The sequence below is a fragment of the Pseudomonas lurida genome, assembly GCF_002563895.1.
Lineage (GTDB): Bacteria > Pseudomonadota > Gammaproteobacteria > Pseudomonadales > Pseudomonadaceae > Aquipseudomonas > Aquipseudomonas lurida.
The window spans coordinates 2,297,296-2,316,178 of record NZ_PDJB01000001.1 but is presented as its reverse complement, the minus strand read 5'-3'; the positions used below and the strand labels follow the sequence as shown (position 1 = coordinate 2,316,178).

Genomic DNA, 18,883 nt, shown 5'->3' with positions numbered 1-18,883 from the left:
CTTCTTATTAAAGGGACAGCCACTCCGGCTGCATCCCTTGAGAGGTCACCCGCCATGAGCCAAGCCACAAGCCCTGTTCGTGTTTCAGTTATTCAATTCTCCCCACAGGTGGGCACTCACCACAGAACCGCAAACCTGCTACGCAGCCTGGAGCTGGCAACAGAAGCGGCAAACGGCGGCGCCAATCTGATCGTACTGCCGGAGCTTTCAAGCTGCGGTTATCTTTTTTCCAGCCGTCAGGATGCCTTTGATCATGCCGAAGCAATCTCGGACGGTTGCAGCGTGCGAGCCTGGAGCGAATTTGCCTGCAGACACCAGGTGTATCTAGTGGCGGGCCTGAGCGAAATCGAGGGTAGGCAATTGTTCAACACTGCCGTGTTGCTAGGCCCTGACGGTTTAATCGGCAAGTACCGCAAGGCCCACCTGTGGAACTTGGAGAAGCTTTGGTTTACGCCAGGTGACACAGGCTTTCCAGTCTTCGATACCCCTATCGGACGGATCGGCCTGTTGATCTGCTGGGACATCTGGTTTCCCGAGGTACCGCGCATACTCGGCCAGCAAGGCGCTGATATTATTTGCAGCCTGAACAACTGGGTGTGGACGCCTCCCCCATTATTCGACGACGCCGGCAAGTGCATGGCGTCTTACCTGACGATGACGGCGGCGCACGTCAACAATGTGTTTATTGCCGCTGCCAGCCGAATCGGCGAAGAGCGTGATGTCCGCTACTTGGGCTGTTCGTTGATTGCCGGAACCAATGGTTGGCCTATCGGCAGAGTGGCTTCGGCCAATCGCCAGGAAATCCTGTATGCCGATATCGACCTGAGCAGCGCGCGGAGTGCACCGATCTGGAACAGCCTTAACGATCTGCAACGGGATCGGCGTGTTGATCTTTACGATCAGACGCTTGGATACACCCGCCACCGTGCCTGGCCGCGCTGAGGATGCCCACGGTTTGGCGGCGCGGGTACTTGCCACACGCCCCGTGTAAAGCCCTCACAGCCAATGCCAGAACCGACTCCAGAACCCTCGCCCCAAATCATCCTTGCACCGCGCATATTGCGCCGCGTACATCTGCGAGCGCGCCTGCACCTTACTGGCCACTGGCGGCAACCACGCCTTCGCGGCATAGGTGCGTTGGCGATAGCCGCCCCAGCCTTCGTGGTAGTTCAGGTATTGGCCATACGCGTCGTATTTGTAGACCCCGTTGAGCGTGTAGGTCTTGTCCATGTACCAACCGACAAAGTCGATGGCGTCGTCGAAGTCCTGGCGGCTGGCGCCGCTGCGACCAGTGCTCTTGCGGTAGTCGTTCCACACCTCGTCCTTGGCCTGGGCGTAGCCGGCGGCGGTGGAGACACGGCCCCAGGGGATAATCCACAGCAGGTATTTGCGTGGAGCCAAGGCGTCCTGTCGGAAGCCGGACTCTTGATACATGATGGCGAACGGCACCTGGATCGGCACGCCCCAGCGCTTTTGCGTGACTTTGGCGGCGTCGTACCAGTCGTCCTTTTCGCGGAAGATGCCGCAGATGTCATTGGGCGTGCGTGGCGGCGAAGTACCGCACGCCGACAGCAGAGAAGTGAGGAGTAACAGTCCGACGGCTTTGCCTGCGCTCAAGGGGCACCTTTACGAGAGACACGTAAAAGGTCGGCATTTTACGCGTTCATTGAGGCAGGTGGAAAAAAGGAAGGCGGCCTCCTGGCCGCCCTCCTTCGTTATCAAGCCAACATCAAGCCAACGGCACGCGACGGTTGGTGAGCGCGAGGCGACCAACAAAGAAGCTCAGCGCTGCACCCAGCAGCAGCATGGCCAAGGTGCTCCAGGCTGCACGGGACAGTTGCTTGGCTGCCACTTCACCTGCTTCACGAGCCTTCTGTTCAGCCTGTTGTTTCAGCTCATCGACCTTTTGCATGGCTTGCTGATAGGCCTGGGCATAGTTGTCGACGATCTGGGTGGCCTCTTCCTTGCTCTTGCCGGTACGGGCAGCAACGATGTTAACCAGTGCGTCCTTGTCGGCCGCATTCAGTGCTGGCTCACCGGAAGCCTTGACGCGTTCGAACCACTGCTTCAAGGCATCACTCGCCTGGGCAGGATCAGTCGCTGCGGCGGTAGCCGATTGCTTGCCATCAGCGGCAGCCTGGTCGGCCTTCTGCTCGACGTTGGCCGGGTCCAATTCAGGCTTGCCACTTTGCTTGAGCAGCGTATCCAGCTCACCTTGCAGGCTGTTCCAATCCAGCTGGATGCCTTGCTCGTTCAACTGTTGTTTGACGCTGTTACCGATGCCTGGCGCTGCAGCCGCAATGCCGCTGCCGGCAGCCGACAGGCCCTTGCCCACAACGTTACCCGCCGTACCGACCACGCTGGCAGCCAAACCCGCCAGCAACCACGTGGTCAACAAGGTGGTGACCGTCCAGGTCAGCACACCGTGCAGGCCGCCGCGATCCGGCGCGGTGCGCCCCGCCACGAAGGCGCCCACGCCAATCGCGATCAATGTCGACACGAACAACCAGATCCCGGCGCCCGTGCCGAAACCGCTCAGTGGGTTACCGGCCTGCATCGGGTCGACAGCACTCGCGCCGATGGCCGTGCCCAGCACACTCAGCACCAGGTAGGTGACCAGTGCAATTGCACTACCGGCCAATACCGAACTCCAGGACACGCGAAACAGCGAACGATTGGTTTCATAGACAGTGGTCATACAAAGGTCCTTCACAAGTTATGAGAGCAAGGCAAAGTGCCTTGATGGTTGGGAGTGTGGCGAAAGGACATACGTTCAGTCGTGGGCCAAATGCACCAGGTCAACTGGTGCATTCGCACTCCCCCGATGCGACTTTCTCTGCACTATCCTCAACCCCAGGTGTCGTACCCCCATGTGCTGTCTACCGGGAGAAACCATGAGCCAGGATGTCCTTGCCAAAGAAACCAACCGCCGCCAATTGCAGCAGATCATCTCCGGGCTGTCCGACGGCGTGATTCTGGCCGAGACCGACCAGACCCTGCTCTGGGCCAACGAAGCGGCGCTGAGCATGCATGGCGTCAGTGAGGTCGAGCAGCTCGGTGCCAACACGCAGGAGTACGCCAAGCGTTTCTCGCTGCGCTATCGCAATAACCATCCGTTGCAGCTGGACAGCTACCCACTCAGCCGTGTGGCGGCGGGTGAAGAGTTCAGTGATGTGATCGTGGAGGTCACCCCCACGGCCGACGCAGATCGCAGTTGGGTGCATCGCTTGCGAAGCCTGGTGCTGAGCGACGCTCACGGAGAACCGGAACTGCTGGTGCTGATCCTCAGCGACGCCACCGAGTGGGCCAGCGCCGAGCAACGCTTCGAGAAAACCTTCAATGCCAACCCGGCGCCCGCGGTGATCTGCCGCTTGAGCGACCTGCGCTACATCAAGGTCAACCAGGGCTTCCTTGAGATGACCGGCTACAACCGTGACCAAGTGATCGGCCGCTCGGTGTATGAACTGGATGTGCTGGAGCAGGCCGAGCGTAAAGACCTCGCCATCCAGCGCCTGGGTGACGGCGCGACCATCCCGCAGATGCAGGCCGAGCTACGCCTGCCCGAGGGTGGCAGCAAACTGGTGATCGTCGCCGGCCAACCGTTGGACATGAATGAAGAAGACTGCATGCTGTTTTCCTTCACCGACCTGGAACCGCGGCGCAAAGCGGAAATTGCCTTGCGCCAAAGCGAGGAGCGCTTCGCCAAGTCGTTCCGACTGACACCGGTGCCGACCCTGGTATGCAGCGCCGCCAACCGGCAAGTGCTGGATATCAACGAAGCGTTCATGAACATCACCGGCTTTACCAGTGAAGAGCTGATCGGAAAATCCATCGAAGACATCAATTTCATCGACAGCCCCCAGGCCTGCGCGCAACTGTTCGCTACCCTGGAGAAAGCGGGCAACCTCGACGGCCTGGACCTCAAGGTCCGCAAGAAAGGCAGTGAAGTGATCGACTGCGTAGTGTCTGCCGACACCGTGATCATCCAGGACGCGCCGTGCTACCTGCTGGTGATGATGAATATCACCGAACGCAAACGCTCGGAACTGGAACTGGTGGCGGCCATTGAAGAAGTGATGCAGGACGCCTCCTGGTTCAGCCAGACACTCATCGAAAAGCTGGCCAATGCCAAAAGCGTCAACAGCCCCAACGCGCCGAACGTGGCGTTCACCGACCTGACCGCCCGTGAACGCGACGTACTGGGCTTGATCTGCGAAGGCCTGGCCGACAAGGAAATCGCCTCGCGCCTGAAACTGGCACCCAATACCGTGCGCAACCATGTGGCCACGGTCTACTCCAAGCTCGGCGTGCACAGCCGCAGCGCGGCAATCGTATGGGCCCGCGAGCGCGGACTGTTCGCCGGTGAGTTGCGGGTAAAAAGCAAGAAATAGAGTGCAAATGCACTAGTGCGACCAGTGCAAATTCGCCTTATTCCCGCGTGATGCGTTGCATAACCTTGAAGAGTGGGCACAGGCCTTGGAGCCCGTGCCGTAATGATTTGATCTCTTGAGGAGATGCACCATGAAAAGCGAACAAGTCAAAGGCGCGATGGAGAAAGTTGCAGGCAAGGCCCAAGGTTTTCTTGGCGACCTGACCGGTGACGAGCAACTGCAAGCGCAAGGGCTTGCCCGCGAAACCGCCGGGCAATTGCAGCAGACCTATGGCGACGCACTGGACACCGTGAGTGATTTTGCCAAGCAAAAACCCCTGGCGACGGTCGCCGTGGTTGCGGGTCTTGGCCTGCTGGTGGGCCTGTTGTTGCGTCGTCGTTGAGGAGGCTGAGCATGTTCAGCCTCTCTCAATTACGCAACTGCATCGAAGAAGCGCTGTTGCCGCTGACCTGTGAATTCACCCTGTGCCGGGATGCATCGTTGACCTTGAAGGTCTTCGATGCCGACACCGGCCGGGTCGACTTGGTGGTGACGGGTATCAGCGTCAATAAGTTGCAGTCCGCTCAGGCCGTGGAAAAAATGGTGGAAGAGCTGCGCTATGAGCTGCAGAGCAACACCATGGGGCATCTGACGCTGGATGACTTGCCGCTGTCGCCCTCGGCGCAGTAGCAGCGCCTTTTTATGGCAATGGCCGCGGCTTCAGCGAGGCGCCGATGTAATAAAACACCCCGCCCCCGACAATGAACGCCCCTAGCATGTAGAACATGGCGAGCGCCGGCCAACTGGCAAGCACCAGCCCACACAGTACAGGCCCCAGGGCGGCGCCCAGGTTGGACAGGTTCTGCGCGCCGTAGTACATGCCGCGCAGGTGGTCTGGGGCGATACGGTCAATGAACATGTATTCGGCCGGGAACACGATGATCTCGCCTACCGTGAATACCGCCATCGCCAGCACCCACCACAACACGCTGGTCGACAATGCAAACCCGATCACCCCCAGCATGAACATGCCCAGGCCCGCGATCAGCCACTGGCCCAGGTAGCGATGGGAGATGCGCCGTCCGATCACGTACTGCAAGGCGATCACCAGCACCGCGTTGGTGGTCAGCACGGCGCTGACCACGGTGTAGGTGTACTCCGCGCTGGTGGTGGTCACCAGGTACTGCGACAGCCACGCGGTGAATTGACCGAACACCACGGCACTGAGCACGCCACCCAGGGTGAAGCAGACCAAGCGGTGATCGCGCAGCAATACACGGCCGACGGCGAGGAAAGGCACCGGTTTTTGTGCGGCATCGACGGTGGTCAGCGTGCGGTCTCCCCAACGCCAATACAGCACGAAAAACCCCAACCCCAGCAGTCCCGACAGCACAAATGGCAAGCTGATATCCAACCTCGCCACCATCGCCCCGAACGCAGGTCCAACGGCATAGCCGATATTGGTAAGGGTGTACTTGATGGAAAACACTTCGCTGCGCGCATCATCGGGCAAAAGGCTCGCAAAGCCGGCTTTGACAGCGATGTCGATCACGGCATAAGCCAGGTTGATCAAGATCAGGCAGGCATAGAACGCCCAGATATTCTGCACCAGCACCGTGCCGATAAAGCCCAGCACAAACAGCGCGCTCAAGCCGAGTAACAACCGATAGCTGTTAGTTCGGTCAACCAGGAAGCCGCCATACACGCTGAGCAGAGAGCCGACGATCAGCGAACTGCCGATGACCAGGCCAACGTGGGTAATGTCGAGTGCAAAGCGGTGGGTGAGGTAAATCACCAGGTACGGAAACGTGATCGCCTTGGCCAACGTGAGCATGAGCGTGGCCGACAGCAACAGGTTTACGGTGCGGGGGTAATTTCTTATTGTGGCAAGCATCCTGCTCTCGATCTTTGAAGGTAACGCGGCGTCGATGGCCGGTTACCTTAACCCAGAGCAGTCGCGACAGACACGATCATTTCTTGACCGGGGTGATCTCCAGGATGGTGCCGTTGGTGGTCTTGAGCAGCACGAATTTATCGCCTACCCGCGCCCATTGGCTGTCTTCCTCAGGCTGCTTGAGACCGCGTTTTTTCCAGTCACTGACGGCCGACTCCTTGCGCATCAGCATGTCCGGCGCACGGTCACCTTCTTTCAGGTCACGGGTATTGATGTTCGAAGGTTGCACGGTTTCCTGTGGAGTATCACCGGCCTGCACAATAAAGCTGGCGGTGGACAGGCTCGTGGCGACCAGCAGGCTGGCGATCAGGGATTTCGATTTCATGGGTGCTCCTTCAATGAATGATGCGTACCCAGGTTCGGACCGCTGCCACGCGTGATCATTCAATCAAGCCTCGCCACGCGAGGGGCTATTCAGGGGCCGCCGGTGTGCCTTGATGGAACACCATCTGCCACTGCCCTTTCTCCTCCCGCCATATCGAGCTGCGCAGTGAAGTCCCGACGCCACTCCGGTGGCAGCGATAAGTCACGAGCGCCACGCCCTTGCTCAACAGCTTTACGGCGAATTCGGTGATGCGACGCGCCGCGAACACCTCATCCTGCAGCCCGTCGATGACCTGTGCGCGACTGCCCCACACATTGCCGCTGGCACCGTACTCGACAAAATCTTCAGCCAGCAATTGTGCCAACCGAGTCGCATCCGAGCGGGTAGTGCTTTGCTGTAGCGCCTGTTCAAGCCCCAGCAAGTGCGCGTGTAAATCCATTCCCATTGCCTCCGTGAAATAAATCCTGTAATTTTTCATGAAATTAATCGAAATAAATTTCATGAACCAACAAGAAGAACTCTCCACCCTCGCCACGCTGATCCACGACCTGCGCAAGCACAAGAAACTCACCCTCGCTCAGTTGGCGCAGAAAATCGAGCGTTCCGTGGGTTTCCTGTCTCAGGTCGAGCGCGGCCTGTCGCGCCCGACCGTGGCTGATCTGACTGCCATCAGCCACGCCCTCGATGTGCCCACCACCTATTTCTACAGCCAGCCCAAGCCCAAGGCCGTGGACTGGATCACCCGGCCCAACGAGCGGCGCACGGTGTATTACGCCAATGGCATCACCGACATCCTGGTCTCACCGAGCATGAACGGCGCGTTCTCGATACTCGACAGCCTGCTGGCTCCCGGCGCCAACAGCGGCGAACAAACCATGAGTGATCGGGCCGAGCAGGCCGGCTTTGTGCTGGAGGGTGAGTTGACCCTGTGGGTAGAGGGCGAGGCCGGTTCGGTCACCCTCGGCCAAGGCGACAGCTTCCACTTGGCCAGTTTCGCCTATTGCCGCTACGCCAACCTGACCGACCTGCCCGCCCGCGTGCTGTGGGTTTACAACTAGGAGCAACCCCCGTGAAAAGCCCCGCCTCCACGTTACTGGCCGAAGTACGGACCTTTCGCCAGAACCATCCCGACGTGCGTTATGTCGACCTGATCGCCCTGGACATTCCCGGGCACTTCTACGGCAAGCGCTACCCCATCGAGATGCTGGAAAAAGTCGCCGCCGGCAGCCCGTTGAAGCTGCCGCAGAACGCCGTATTGCTGGGGGTTCAGGGCGGGTTGTTCAAGATTGGCGATTATTGCTTCAACGACGGTGACCCAGACGCCAACCGCCGCCTGGTGCCGGGCACGCTCAAGCCGGTCAGCTGGGAATCACAGCCGTTGGGCCAGATGCTGATCACCTCGGACGGCACCGAAGCCCCCATCCCATTCGAACCCCGCGAAGTCCTGGCCAAGGTGCTGGAGCGCTTGCAGCACAAGGGCATCCACCCGGTGGTGGCGTTTGAACTGGAGTTCTACCTGTTCGATAAAAAGCTGGACCAGGGCCTGCCGCAATTTGCCCGCGACCCGCTGAGCGACGATGCCGACGACCAACCCAACCTGCATATCGAACGGCTGTCGCGGTTCAGCGCAGTACTCGACGATATGGCGCAAACGGCCAAGGACCAAGGCATCGATATCACGGTGATCACCGCCGAAATCGGCCCCGGCCAGTTCGAGATCAACTTCGGCCACCTCGACGATGGGATGCGCGCCGCCGATTGGGCCGCCCTGTTCTGCCGCAGCACCCGCGGTGTGGCGCTCAAGCACGGTTACCGCGCCAGCTTCATGGCCAAGCCTTACCTGCAATTCCCCGGCAGCGGCATGCATGTGCATGTCAGCCTGTATGACGCTGCGGGCAACAATCTGCTGGCGGCCCATCAACAGCAACCCCTGCGCCATGCCGTGGCCGGATGCCTGGAATTGCTGCCGCACTGCATGCCGATCTTCTCGCCCAACCACAACGCCTTCCGCCGCCTGGGGGCGGCGGTCAATGCCGCAACCCGCGCCAGCTGGGGCTTTGAAGACCGTGACGCCTGCCTGCGCATTCCCGAATCCGACCCGCGCAACCTGCGTATCGAGCATCGCCTCGCCAGCGCCGATGCCAACCCTTACCTGGTGCTGGCGGCGATCCTGGTCGGCCTGGAGCACGGCCTTGAAGCCCAACGCGAACCCATCGCACCGCTCAACCAGGACCGCAGCAGCGGCACCGACTTCCCCCTCGAAATGCTCGAAGCGGTGCGCGCCATGCAGCACCAGGCGGTATTGCGCGATAAGCTGGGCGCCGAGTTTGTCGACGTGTACTGCGAGAACAAACGCCAGGATCACCTGGCCTTTCAACAAGAAATCAACGCGCGGGAGTACCGCTGGTTTCTTTAACCTCCCCTGGAATCACCGATGACCGATCAAGCTGCCCCGGCGCTGAAAGAACTATTCAACCTCGAACGCCTGCAACACATCGCCAGCGAGATGACGGCGGTGTACCCGGCGTTCGACGCCAAGGGCTTCCTCAAGCACGCCAAGGCGGGGCTGGCCGATTTATCGGTGATGCAACGCATGGCGCGGGTCAGCGAAAGCCTGCATGCGGTGATCCCCCTGGACTACCCGCAAACCCTCAAGGTGCTTTATGCGCTGGCCCCGCGCCTGAACAGTGCGTTTGTCAGCCTGTTCCTGCCACACTTCGTGGCGAGTTACGGGCGGGATGATTTCAAACGCTCCATGGCCGCCCTCAAATACTTCACCACCTTTGGCTCCGCCGAATTCGCCATTCGCTATTTTTTGCTGCACGACTTTCAGCGCACGTTGGCGGTGATGCAGGAATGGTCGCGCGATGACAACGAACACGTGCGTCGCCTCGCCAGCGAGGGTTCGCGGCCGCGCTTGCCCTGGTCATTTCGCCTGGCCGAAGTCCAGGCCAACCCTGAGCTGTGCGCGTCGCTCCTCGACAACCTCAAGGCCGACAGCAGCCTGTACGTGCGCAAGTCCGTGGCCAACCACCTCAATGACATCACCAAGGATCATCCCGACTGGGTGCTCGGCCTGATCGAAGGCTGGAACCTGGATAACCCTCACACTGCCTGGATCGCCCGCCACGCCCTGCGCAGCCTGATCAAGCAAGGCAATACGCGCGCACTGACGGTCATGGGTGCCGGGGCCAAGGCCGAGGTACAGATCCACCACCTGCAGGTGACGCCGGCGGTGATCAACCTGGGTGAACGCATCAACCTCTCCTTCACCCTGGAATCCACGGCCGCCGCCCCGCAGAAGCTGGTGGTGGATTACGCCATCGACTATGTGAAAAGCGCGGGGCACAGTGCAGCCAAGGTGTTCAAACTCAAGGCATTCACATTGGCCGCGGGCGAACATCACCGCATCAGCCGCGGGCAACACATCCGCGAACTGACCACGCGCAAGCACTACCCCGGGAAACACACGGTGCATGTGTTGATCAATGGCGAGAAACTTGCCAGCGTAGATTTTGAATTGAGAAATGGCTGACACAAATCAAAGAAAAGGCTCTAGGACGGGCCTCTAAGCCTGATAAATTGTCGAACAATCCTGGCATTGCCCATTGAGATCCATTATCATCCGGCGCCTTCTCGCTACCCGTCGGGTAGCTGTTTCAATGTGTCACCCGAGGCGCCCATGTACCGTTTTTCGTTCCACCGCCCCCTGATTGCCCTCAGTCTGGGGCTTGTCAGCCCTTGTGTTTTCGCAGCAAAGCAACCCTTGGCCGAAGCCCCGCTGGCCAGCGACACGGACCTGCAGTGCCACTTCAACCGAGACGCCAGTACCGACTGCACCACCACCTACCGCTATACGATCCTCAAGCCCAACGGCCGCGAAATGCTCTCGCGCATCGACTTCGACTACTCCGAAGGCGATACCTTTGAAGTGATCAGCGCGCAGTCCACCCAGCCCGGCGCCAAGCCGGTGGCCTTGGACGCCACACAGATCGACACCCGCACCGCGCCCAACCCGGACCAGGGTTTCAGCCGTGATAAACAGACCTCACTGGCCTTTCCCAACCTGCGGGTCGGCACCCAGATCCGCTACACCGTGCGCGAGCATCACCCTGCCAAACCGCTGATGACGCAGTTTCACTACGTGCTCAAATTCGGCCCTAGCGCCGCGCGCCGCGACCACTTCAAGGCGCGCTTCACTGCCGAGCAGCCGATCCACTGGCGCAGCGAACTGTTCGACGGTTTCAGCGTGACTGCTGCGCCAAATGGCAAGTCTCTGGACGTGGTGCAAAAGGCCCCGACCTATCTCAATTACATCAATGAATCGTCCAACGCCGCGCTGCTGCGCATCCCGCGTATCGAGGTAGGCAGCACCCTGGAACGCCAGGCGTACTTCGGTGGTTTCGCCCAACGCTACAACCAGATCCTGGGCGCCAGCCTGCCGCCGCAGAGCACCGCTGCCGTGGCTGCCGCACGCAACCTGGCGCCAGCGGAGCAGGTCGCCGCCCTGATGCAGCATATCAACGACCACTACCGCTACCTGGGTGACTGGCGCGCCACGGAACGCGGCTATGTGCCGTTCGAACTGGCGGAAATCGAGCAGCACGGTTATGGCGATTGCAAAGACCTGGCGATCCTCCTGACGGCCCTGCTCAAGGCCAGTGGCATCCAGGCCGAAACCGCCTGGGTCAGCCGTGGCGACGTGGCGGAATCGTTGCTGATCCCCGGCACCCATGCCCCGAATCACGCGATCGTACGTGCCGAGGTGGAGGACCAGGTCTGGTGGCTAGACCCGACCAACCCGGTGTTCGCGCCGGGCCAAGTCATGCCCGACATCCAGGACCGCTGGGTCCTGGTCAATGACGCCCAAGGTCAGGTGCGCGAGGAACATATCCCCCTGGAGCACCCCGAAACCACCCTGCGCCTGGACAAACAGGTGCATTACGATAAACACGGCAACGGCGCGACCCAGGCCAGCATCACGTTCAGCCGCCTGCCGCTGATGCGACTGAGCGTCGCCGACCGCCAGCAAGGCAGCACCGCCACCGACCAGAACATCTGCGCCAACTTTGGCAACGAGATCAGCGACTGCCGCATCACCCGCCCGCCGACCGCCTTTGTGGTGCAGGATGGCTATACCGTCACGGCGCACATGAACGATCAGCGCGCACTGGAAAAACTGGCGAACGACTACGTCTATACCGATGAGTCGCTCAAGGGCCGCTGGGATGGCTTTATCAACTACCGCCGCCAAGGGCAGCAAGCCGACCTTGATATGGGCAACCCGGAAACCAATGACTACACCATCACCCTGAGCGGTGGGCAAATGGAAAAAACCATACCCGGTTGCCAGGTTCGCTCGCCGTGGTACGACCTGGATCTACAGGGCAAACGGGAAAATGGCGCGTTGCGCTATCACTATCGGCTGAGCCAGAAAATGCGCTGGCTGACCCATGATGAGATTGTCAGCGAGGCGTTTGGCCAGATGATTGACGACGCGCGTGCCTGTACGGAGCAGGTGCATCAGGTGGTGAAGCTCTAGGGAATACCTGACACGCCCCCCAAACTGTAAGCGCTGGCTCGCCAGCGCTTACAGCTCGAGCTGGCTTCTTCAGGTAGGCTCGCCGAGGAGCAAGCGCTGCTCCCGTGCACACAACTCCACCACGTAATCCCACAACACCCGCAGCCGCACCGACTTGTGCAGCTCACGGCGCGAGCTGATCCAGTAGCTGCGCTGGATCCCCTCCCCCGGCAGCAACGGCACCAGTTCCGGGTCGCCGGCTGCCATGAAGCACGGCAACACCGCAATCCCTAGCCCGGAACGTGCCGCCTGGTGCTGGGCGATCACGCTGGTGCTGTGGAACACCACCTTGGGGTTGCGGCAGAAGCTGCTGAGGAATTTGAGTTCCTGGCTGAACAGCAAGTCATCCACGTAATCGATCCACGCATGCGCTGCAAGGTCTTCACGTTTTTCAATCGGCGGGTTGCGATCCAGGTAGGCGCGGCTGGCGTAGAGGGCCAGGCGGTAGTCGGTGAGTTTGCGGGTGACCAGTTGATCGACGCTCGGGCGTTCGAGGTGGATGCTGATTTCCGCTTCGCGGTTGAGGATGCTGACGAAGCGCGGCACCGCCACCAGTTCCACTTCCAATCCGGGGTAGCGCTCGAACAGCCCGCCCATGCGGCTCGCCAGGAACATCACGCCCAACCCTTCGGCCACCCCGAGGCGGATCTTGCCCAGGGGCGCGGCGGAGTGGGTCAGTTCGTCTTCGGCCAGCAGCGCGACGTTTTCCATGGCTTCGGCGTGCTTGAGCAGGGCTTCGCCGGCGGGGGTCAATTCGTAGCCCTGGGCATGCTGCACGAACAGTGCGGTGCCGAGGCTTTTCTCAATCGCTTCGATATGCCGGGCCACCGTGGCGTGGGTGGTTTTCAGGCGTTGCGCGGCAGTGAGCAAACGGCCGCTGCGCTGTAGCTCGAGAAAGTACCGCAGGTCGTTCCAGTCGAACATGACGCCTCCATTGCATGAGCCTGGGCTACGCTGTTTAAAAACGCACAGCAGCTGGGTAAAAACTAACATTTTTAAGACGAAAACTAACAACTAGGATGGAACCAATAAGAAAAACAAGCGAGGCCTCAGATGCCCATTCCAACTGCTGAATACGATTACATCGTCGTAGGCGCCGGCCCCGCGGGTTGTCTGCTGGCCAATCGACTGTCCGCCAACCCTGCCCATCGCGTGCTGCTGCTTGAAGCCGGTGGCCGTGACAATTACCCCTGGATTCATATTCCCGTCGGCTACCTGTTCTGCATTGGCAACCCGCGCACCGACTGGTGCTTCAAGACCGAAGCCCAGGAAGGCCTGCAAGGCCGCGCGCTGAGTTACCCGCGCGGCAAGGTACTGGGCGGATGCTCGTCGATCAACGGCATGATCTACATGCGCGGCCAGGCCCGTGACTACGACGGCTGGGCGGCCGAAGGCAACGCCGGTTGGGCGTGGAAAGACGTGCTGCCGCTGTTCAAACACAGCGAAAATCACTTTGCCGGCGGTTCGCAATTCCATAGCGACGGCGGTGAATGGCGGGTCGAGCAACAGCGCCTGCACTGGCCAATCCTCGATGCGTTCCGTGACGCGGCGGCGCAAAGCGGCATTGCCACGATCAGCGACTTCAACCAGGGCGACAATGAAGGCTGCGGCTACTTCCAGGTGAACCAGAAGGCCGGAGTGCGCTGGAACGCGGCCAAGGCGTTTCTCAAACCGGTTCGCCAACGCCCCAATCTCACCGTACTGACCGACGTGGACGTTGACCGCGTACTGCTGGAAAACGGCCGCGCGTCCCAGGTGGTCGGGCGCCAACATGGCCAGCCGCTGAGCTGGAAGGCGCGCAAGGAAATCGTTTTGTGCGCCGGCTCCGTGGGTTCGCCGGGCATCCTGCAACGCTCGGGAATTGGTCCATCCAATGTGCTCAAGCCATTGGGCATCGATGTGTTGCACGAATTGCCAGGCGTCGGCGGTAACCTGCAGGATCACCTGCAACTGCGGCTGATCTACAAGCTGGAAAACGCCCGCACCCTGAACCAGATCGCCGGCACGTTGTGGGGCAAGATGGGCATGGGCCTGCGCTACCTGTATGACCGCAGCGGCCCGCTGTCGATGGCGCCAAGCCAGTTGGGCGCGTTTGCCCGCTCCGGCCCGGAACAGGCCTCGGCCAACCTTGAATACCACGTGCAACCGTTGTCACTGGAGCGCTTTGGCGAACCGCTGCACGCGTTCCCGGCGTTTACTGCGTCGGTCTGCGACTTGCGCCCGCAAAGTCGCGGGCGTATCGACATTCGCTCGGCCAACCCGGCGGACGCACCGCTGATCCGTCCCAACTACCTCAGCCACCCGGAAGACTTGCGCGTGGCCGCCGATGCGATCCGCCTGACGCGCCGCATTGTTGCGGCACCCGCCCTGAGCCAGTTCAAGCCGGTGGAATATCTGCCGGGCGACTCGCTGCAGACCCAAGAGCAACTGCACGAAGCCGCTGCGCGTATCGGTACAACGATCTTCCACCCGGTCGGCACCTGCCGCATGGGCAGCGACAAAGACGCAGTGGTCGACGCCGAACTGCGGGTGCATGGCGTGCCCGGATTGCGCATCGCCGATGCCTCGATCATGCCGCGCATCACGTCCGGCAACACCTGTTCACCTACGCTGATGATCGCGGAGAAGGCCGCGCAGCTGATCCTTTCGCCGAATACAAGGAACCTTGCCCCCGAAAGAGCAATGAGCGCACCCGCATAACCTGCAGGACACCGGCGCTGAGTTTGGCGCCGACAGTGGAACAACAATAAATAATCACTGTGAGGGCTACCCGATGTCAGAACATGCTCAACCCCTGGGCTCGTCGATAGACGCGAGCACCAGCAACGACTCTAAGAAGGTCATCTTCGCTTCGTCCCTGGGGACGGTGTTCGAGTGGTATGACTTTTTCCTCTACGGCGCCCTGGCGGCGGTGATCAGCAAACAGTTCTTCGCCGGGGTCAACGACACCACGGCGTTCATCTTTGCCTTGATGGCCTTCGCGGCCGGCTTCGTGGTGCGGCCGTTCGGGGCACTGGTGTTTGGGCGGCTGGGCGACATGATCGGGCGCAAATACACCTTTTTGGTCACGATCATTTTGATGGGCGTGGCGACGTTCTGCGTCGGCCTGTTGCCCACCTACGCCAACATCGGCATTGCGGCGCCGATCATCCTGATCGTACTGCGGATGCTGCAGGGCCTGGCGTTGGGCGGCGAATACGGCGGTGCAGCGACCTACGTGGCGGAGCATGCGCCAGCGGGCAAGCGTGGGTTCCACACCAGCTGGATTCAGTCCACCGCGACCCTCGGCCTGTTGTTGTCGTTGCTGGTGGTGCTGGCGTGCCGTTATTTCACCGGTGACCAGTTCGAAGTGTGGGGCTGGCGCATTCCGTTCCTGTTTTCCATCGTGCTGCTGGGTATTTCCACCTGGATCCGCATGAGCCTGCACGAGTCGCCAGCGTTCCTGAAAATGAAAGAGGAAGGCAAGGCCAGCAAGTCGCCGATCCGCGATTCTTTCGGCAAATGGGACAACCTCAAGATCGTGCTGATCGCCCTGTTCAGTATCAACGGCGGCCAGGCGGTGACCTTCTATGCGGCGCAGTTCTACGTGCTGTTCTTCCTCACGCAGTTCCTGAAAATGGACCCGGCCCTGGCCAACATGCTGCTGATCATCAGCGTGGTGATTGGCGCGCCGTTCTTTATCTTCTTTGGCTGGCTGTCAGACAAGGTCGGCCGCAAGCCAGTGTTGATGCTCGGCCTGCTGCTGGCGACCGCGTTGTACTTCCCGATCTTCAAGAGCCTGGCGCACTACACCAACCCGGCGATGGACCAGGCCAGTCACCAGGCCCCGATCACCGTGCTGGCCGACCCGGCGACCTGTACCTTCCAGTTCGACCCGGTGGGCAAGGCGAAATTTGACAGCCCATGCGACAAGGTCAAGACCTTCCTGGTCAAGCAAGGCCTGCCCTACAGCAGCGCTGCGGCACCTGCCGGCAGCCCGGTGCAGGTGAGCGTGGGCGACGTGCGTATCGACGGGTTCGACGAAAAAGCCCTGCGTGGCGCCGTGACACTGGCCGGCTACCCGTCTTCGGCGGATGTGGCCCAGGTCAACAAGACCATGGTGGTGGTGCTGATCGTGGCACTCATCCTGATTGCCGCCATGTGCTACGGCCCGCTGGCGGCGTTGATGGTGGAACTGTTCCCGACGCGCATCCGCTATACCTCGATGTCCCTGCCCTACCACATCGGCAATGGCTGGTTTGGCGGGTTCCTGCCGACCGTGTCGTTTGCCCTGGTGGTGTACACCGGCGATATTTTCTATGGCCTGTGGTACCCGGTGGTGGTGACCGGCGTGAGCCTGATTGTGGGAATGATCTGCCTCAAGGAAACGCGGCATGTGGATATCGATAAGAACTAACCCGGTCTCCTGAACACAGGGACACCCCGGTGGGAGCGGGCTTGCTCGCGAAGACCATGGATCAGTCGCAGATGAGTTGACTGATCCACCGCCTTCGCGAGCAAGCCCGCTCCCACATTGTTTTGTGATGACCACACAAATTGCTGTACATCCATACAGATAATGGTTGATCAAAGCCTTCCGACTGAGCATCCTGCAAGGCATCAACCCGATCTGACGTGATGACCATGCGGCTGTACCTCTGTGAAAAACCCTCCCAAGCCAAGGATATTGCCGCCGTGCTCGGCGCCAACCGCCGTGGCGACGGTTGCTGGCTGGGCAGCGGAGTCACGGTCACTTGGTGCATTGGCCACTTGCTGGAAACTGCCCCGCCAGACGCCTACGACGCCAAGTACAAGCGCTGGGTATTGGCCGACCTGCCCATCGTCCCGGAAAAATGGAAGATGCGCGTCAAACCGAAGACCGCCAGCCAGTTCAAGGCGGTCAAGCGGCTGCTGGGAGAAGCCCAGGAACTGGTGATCGCCACCGACGCCGACCGTGAAGGCGAGATGATCGCGCGTGAGTTGGTGGAGCATTGCCGCTACCGCGGGCCGATCCAGCGACTGTGGCTGTCGGCGCTGGACGATGCTTCCATTCGCAAGGCCCTGGCGGCACTCAAGCCCGGCGCCGAGACCTTCAGCCTGTATCACTCGGCCCTGGGTCGCTCCCGTGCCGACTGGCTGATCGGCATGAACATGAGTCGCCTGTTTACCTTGCTCGGGCGCCAGTCCGGTTACCAGGGCGTATTGCCCGTGGGTCGGGTGCAAACACCCACATTGCGCCTGGTGGTGGACCGCGACCGCAGCATCGCCGATTTCGTGCCGGTGGCTTACTGGGCCATCGACGTCGACCTGCGCCACGAGCACATGACGTTCACCGCCCAATGGCGCGCGGCCGAGGATGCCTGTGATGACCAGGGCCGTTGCCTCAACCCGCAACTGGCGCGGGAGGCAGCCGACGCGATGAGCAATGCCGCCAACGCGCGCCTGACGAAACTGCGCACCGAGCGCATGCGCGAAGTCGCACCCTTGCCCTTTGACCTGGGCACCCTGCAGGAGATCTGCTCCAAGAAACTCGGCCTTGGCGCCCAGGAAACTCTGGATATTGCCCAGTCGCTGTATGAAACCCACAAAGTCATCACCTACCCACGCAGCGATTGCGGCTACCTGCCACTCAGTCAGCACGGCGAAGCGCCGAAGATTCTCGCGGCATTGGGCCGGGCGGATCCAGCCGTGAACGCGCTGATGCGGCATATTGATCCCCAGCGCCGCTCACGGGCCTGGAACGATGCCAAGGTCAGCGCTCACCACGGCATCATTCCTACCGGCGCCGGCAAGGATGTCGGGCAACTCACGGGCAAACATCGTGCGGTCTACACCCTGATTCGCGCGCGCTACCTGGCGCAGTTCCTGCCCAACCACGAATACGATCGCACCCAGGCGGATTTCGACTGTGCAGGCCAAGCGTTGCGCGCGGTGGGCAAGGTGGTGATCGAACCGGGCTGGAAACGCGCCCTGCCCGAGGCCCTCGCACCGGCCAAGGGGCGTGAAGCACCGGCGCCACAAGCGCTGCCGACATTGGTGCAGGGCCAGGATTACGCGGTCGCCAAGGTCAACCTCAAGGACCTGTGGACTCAACCGCCCAAGCCCTTCACCGAAGGCGACCTGATCAAGGCGATGAAAAACGTCGCCAAGCTGGTGGAGGACCCGCTGCTCAAGCAAAAGCTCAAGGACACCACCGGCATTGGCACCGAAGCCACCCGCGCCGGAATCATCCAGGGGCTGCTGGACCGGGGTTACCTGGTGAAGAACGGCAAGGCGTTGTCCGCCACGCCAGCGGCGTTCAGCCTGATCGACGCGGTGCCCCGCGCCATTGCCGACCCGGGCACCACCGCAATCTGGGAGCAGGCATTGGATATGGTGCAAAGCGGCGAAATGAGCCTGGAGGCATTCGTCGCCAAGCAGGCGGCCTGGATGAGCAAGCAGGTAGCCCGCTGCAACGGTATGCGCATGACCATCACCGGTCCGGCCAGCCCGGCGGGCCGAGGCGCCACGCCGTGGAAAAAGAAACGCAAGAGCGCACCACGCCAGACGGCAGCCAGCCCCAAGCGCGCGAAAAAGCCGACAAATACCGGATAAATACCGAAAAAATCCGGTGAATGACGTTTTTCGACGGGTTTAACGCCGCTTTGGACCTTGCCGCGGCGTGGGCCGTCTAG

17 protein-coding genes are annotated in these 18,883 nt (G+C 60.9%); 11 read left to right on the top strand and 6 right to left on the bottom strand.

Annotated elements, in window-relative coordinates; genetic code table 11:
- The first annotated feature begins 54 nt into the window (after positions 1-54).
- Positions 55-942 (top strand): nitrilase family protein, encoded by an 888-nt coding sequence (locus ATH90_RS10680; protein WP_098466216.1) that lies wholly within the window; start codon positions 55-57, stop codon positions 940-942.
- Positions 943-996: 54 nt separating this feature from the next.
- Here ATH90_RS10680 and ATH90_RS10675 read toward each other — a convergent pair whose 3' ends face one another.
- Complete coding sequence (locus ATH90_RS10675; protein ID WP_069022966.1) at positions 997-1,617, bottom strand: transglycosylase SLT domain-containing protein; 621 nt, start codon at positions 1,615-1,617, stop codon at positions 997-999.
- A gap of 112 nt (positions 1,618-1,729) precedes the next feature.
- A complete protein-coding gene (locus ATH90_RS10670) occupies positions 1,730-2,698 on the bottom strand; it encodes a hypothetical protein (RefSeq protein ID WP_034103720.1) in 969 nt (322 codons plus the stop codon).
- 196 nt (positions 2,699-2,894) lie between these two features.
- Here ATH90_RS10670 and ATH90_RS10665 point away from each other — a divergent pair, with 196 nt between their 5' ends.
- The 3 genes from ATH90_RS10665 to ATH90_RS10655 all read left to right on the top strand — a co-directional run bounded on the left by ATH90_RS10665 (position 2,895) and on the right by ATH90_RS10655 (position 5,060).
- Positions 2,895-4,391, top strand: coding sequence for a PAS domain S-box protein (locus tag ATH90_RS10665; protein WP_098466215.1), 1,497 nt, complete (start codon positions 2,895-2,897; stop codon positions 4,389-4,391).
- 130 nt (positions 4,392-4,521) lie between these two features.
- Positions 4,522-4,773 (top strand): CsbD family protein, encoded by a 252-nt coding sequence (locus ATH90_RS10660; RefSeq protein WP_034103716.1) that lies wholly within the window; start codon positions 4,522-4,524, stop codon positions 4,771-4,773.
- A gap of 11 nt (positions 4,774-4,784) precedes the next feature.
- The gene (locus ATH90_RS10655; RefSeq protein WP_034103714.1) at positions 4,785-5,060 is read left to right on the top strand and encodes a DUF1652 domain-containing protein; all 276 of its coding nucleotides are present in this window, start codon (positions 4,785-4,787) and stop codon (positions 5,058-5,060) included.
- A 10-nt stretch (positions 5,061-5,070) separates the two neighbouring features.
- On the opposite strand, the gene ATH90_RS10650 is transcribed toward ATH90_RS10655, so the two are convergent.
- From ATH90_RS10650 to ATH90_RS10640, 3 genes are all read right to left on the bottom strand, one after another.
- On the bottom strand, positions 5,071-6,264 hold the full coding sequence (locus ATH90_RS10650) for an MFS transporter (RefSeq protein ID WP_098466214.1): 1,194 nt from the start codon (positions 6,262-6,264) through the stop codon (positions 5,071-5,073).
- A gap of 76 nt (positions 6,265-6,340) precedes the next feature.
- A complete protein-coding gene (locus ATH90_RS10645) occupies positions 6,341-6,649 on the bottom strand; it encodes an RcnB family protein (RefSeq protein WP_034103710.1) in 309 nt (102 codons plus the stop codon).
- An 85-nt stretch (positions 6,650-6,734) separates the two neighbouring features.
- Positions 6,735-7,151, bottom strand: coding sequence for a nuclear transport factor 2 family protein (locus tag ATH90_RS10640; RefSeq protein WP_234010415.1), 417 nt, complete (start codon positions 7,149-7,151; stop codon positions 6,735-6,737).
- Here ATH90_RS10640 and ATH90_RS10635 point away from each other — a divergent pair.
- From ATH90_RS10635 to ATH90_RS10620, 4 genes are all read left to right on the top strand, one after another.
- Complete coding sequence (locus ATH90_RS10635) at positions 7,150-7,707, top strand: helix-turn-helix domain-containing protein (protein ID WP_098466213.1); 558 nt, start codon at positions 7,150-7,152, stop codon at positions 7,705-7,707. The two genes, ATH90_RS10640 and ATH90_RS10635, sit on opposite strands and share 2 nt — an antisense overlap.
- A gap of 11 nt (positions 7,708-7,718) precedes the next feature.
- A complete protein-coding gene (locus ATH90_RS10630) occupies positions 7,719-9,065 on the top strand; it encodes a glutamine synthetase family protein (protein WP_034103705.1) in 1,347 nt (448 codons plus the stop codon).
- Between the two features lie 18 nt (positions 9,066-9,083).
- On the top strand, positions 9,084-10,184 hold the full coding sequence (locus ATH90_RS10625) for a DNA alkylation repair protein (protein ID WP_098466212.1): 1,101 nt from the start codon (positions 9,084-9,086) through the stop codon (positions 10,182-10,184).
- 147 nt (positions 10,185-10,331) lie between these two features.
- Positions 10,332-12,191 carry a DUF3857 domain-containing transglutaminase family protein gene (locus ATH90_RS10620; RefSeq protein WP_098466211.1) on the top strand — a complete coding sequence of 620 codons (1,860 nt, stop codon included), beginning with the start codon at positions 10,332-10,334 and terminating at the stop codon, positions 12,189-12,191.
- A gap of 69 nt (positions 12,192-12,260) precedes the next feature.
- Here ATH90_RS10620 and ATH90_RS10615 read toward each other — a convergent pair whose 3' ends face one another.
- Positions 12,261-13,154, bottom strand: a complete 894-nt coding sequence (locus ATH90_RS10615; protein ID WP_034103699.1) for a LysR family transcriptional regulator — start codon at positions 13,152-13,154, stop codon at positions 12,261-12,263.
- A 129-nt stretch (positions 13,155-13,283) separates the two neighbouring features.
- On the opposite strand from ATH90_RS10615, the gene ATH90_RS10610 reads away from it, so the two are divergent.
- The 3 genes from ATH90_RS10610 to ATH90_RS10600 all read left to right on the top strand — a co-directional run bounded on the left by ATH90_RS10610 (position 13,284) and on the right by ATH90_RS10600 (position 18,803).
- Positions 13,284-14,930, top strand: a complete 1,647-nt coding sequence (locus ATH90_RS10610; RefSeq protein ID WP_098466210.1) for a GMC family oxidoreductase — start codon at positions 13,284-13,286, stop codon at positions 14,928-14,930.
- A 73-nt stretch (positions 14,931-15,003) separates the two neighbouring features.
- A complete protein-coding gene (locus ATH90_RS10605) occupies positions 15,004-16,626 on the top strand; it encodes an MFS transporter (protein ID WP_098466209.1) in 1,623 nt (540 codons plus the stop codon).
- A gap of 227 nt (positions 16,627-16,853) precedes the next feature.
- Positions 16,854-18,803, top strand: a complete 1,950-nt coding sequence (locus tag ATH90_RS10600; RefSeq protein WP_098467664.1) for a DNA topoisomerase III — start codon at positions 16,854-16,856, stop codon at positions 18,801-18,803.
- Positions 18,804-18,883 lie beyond the last annotated feature (80 nt).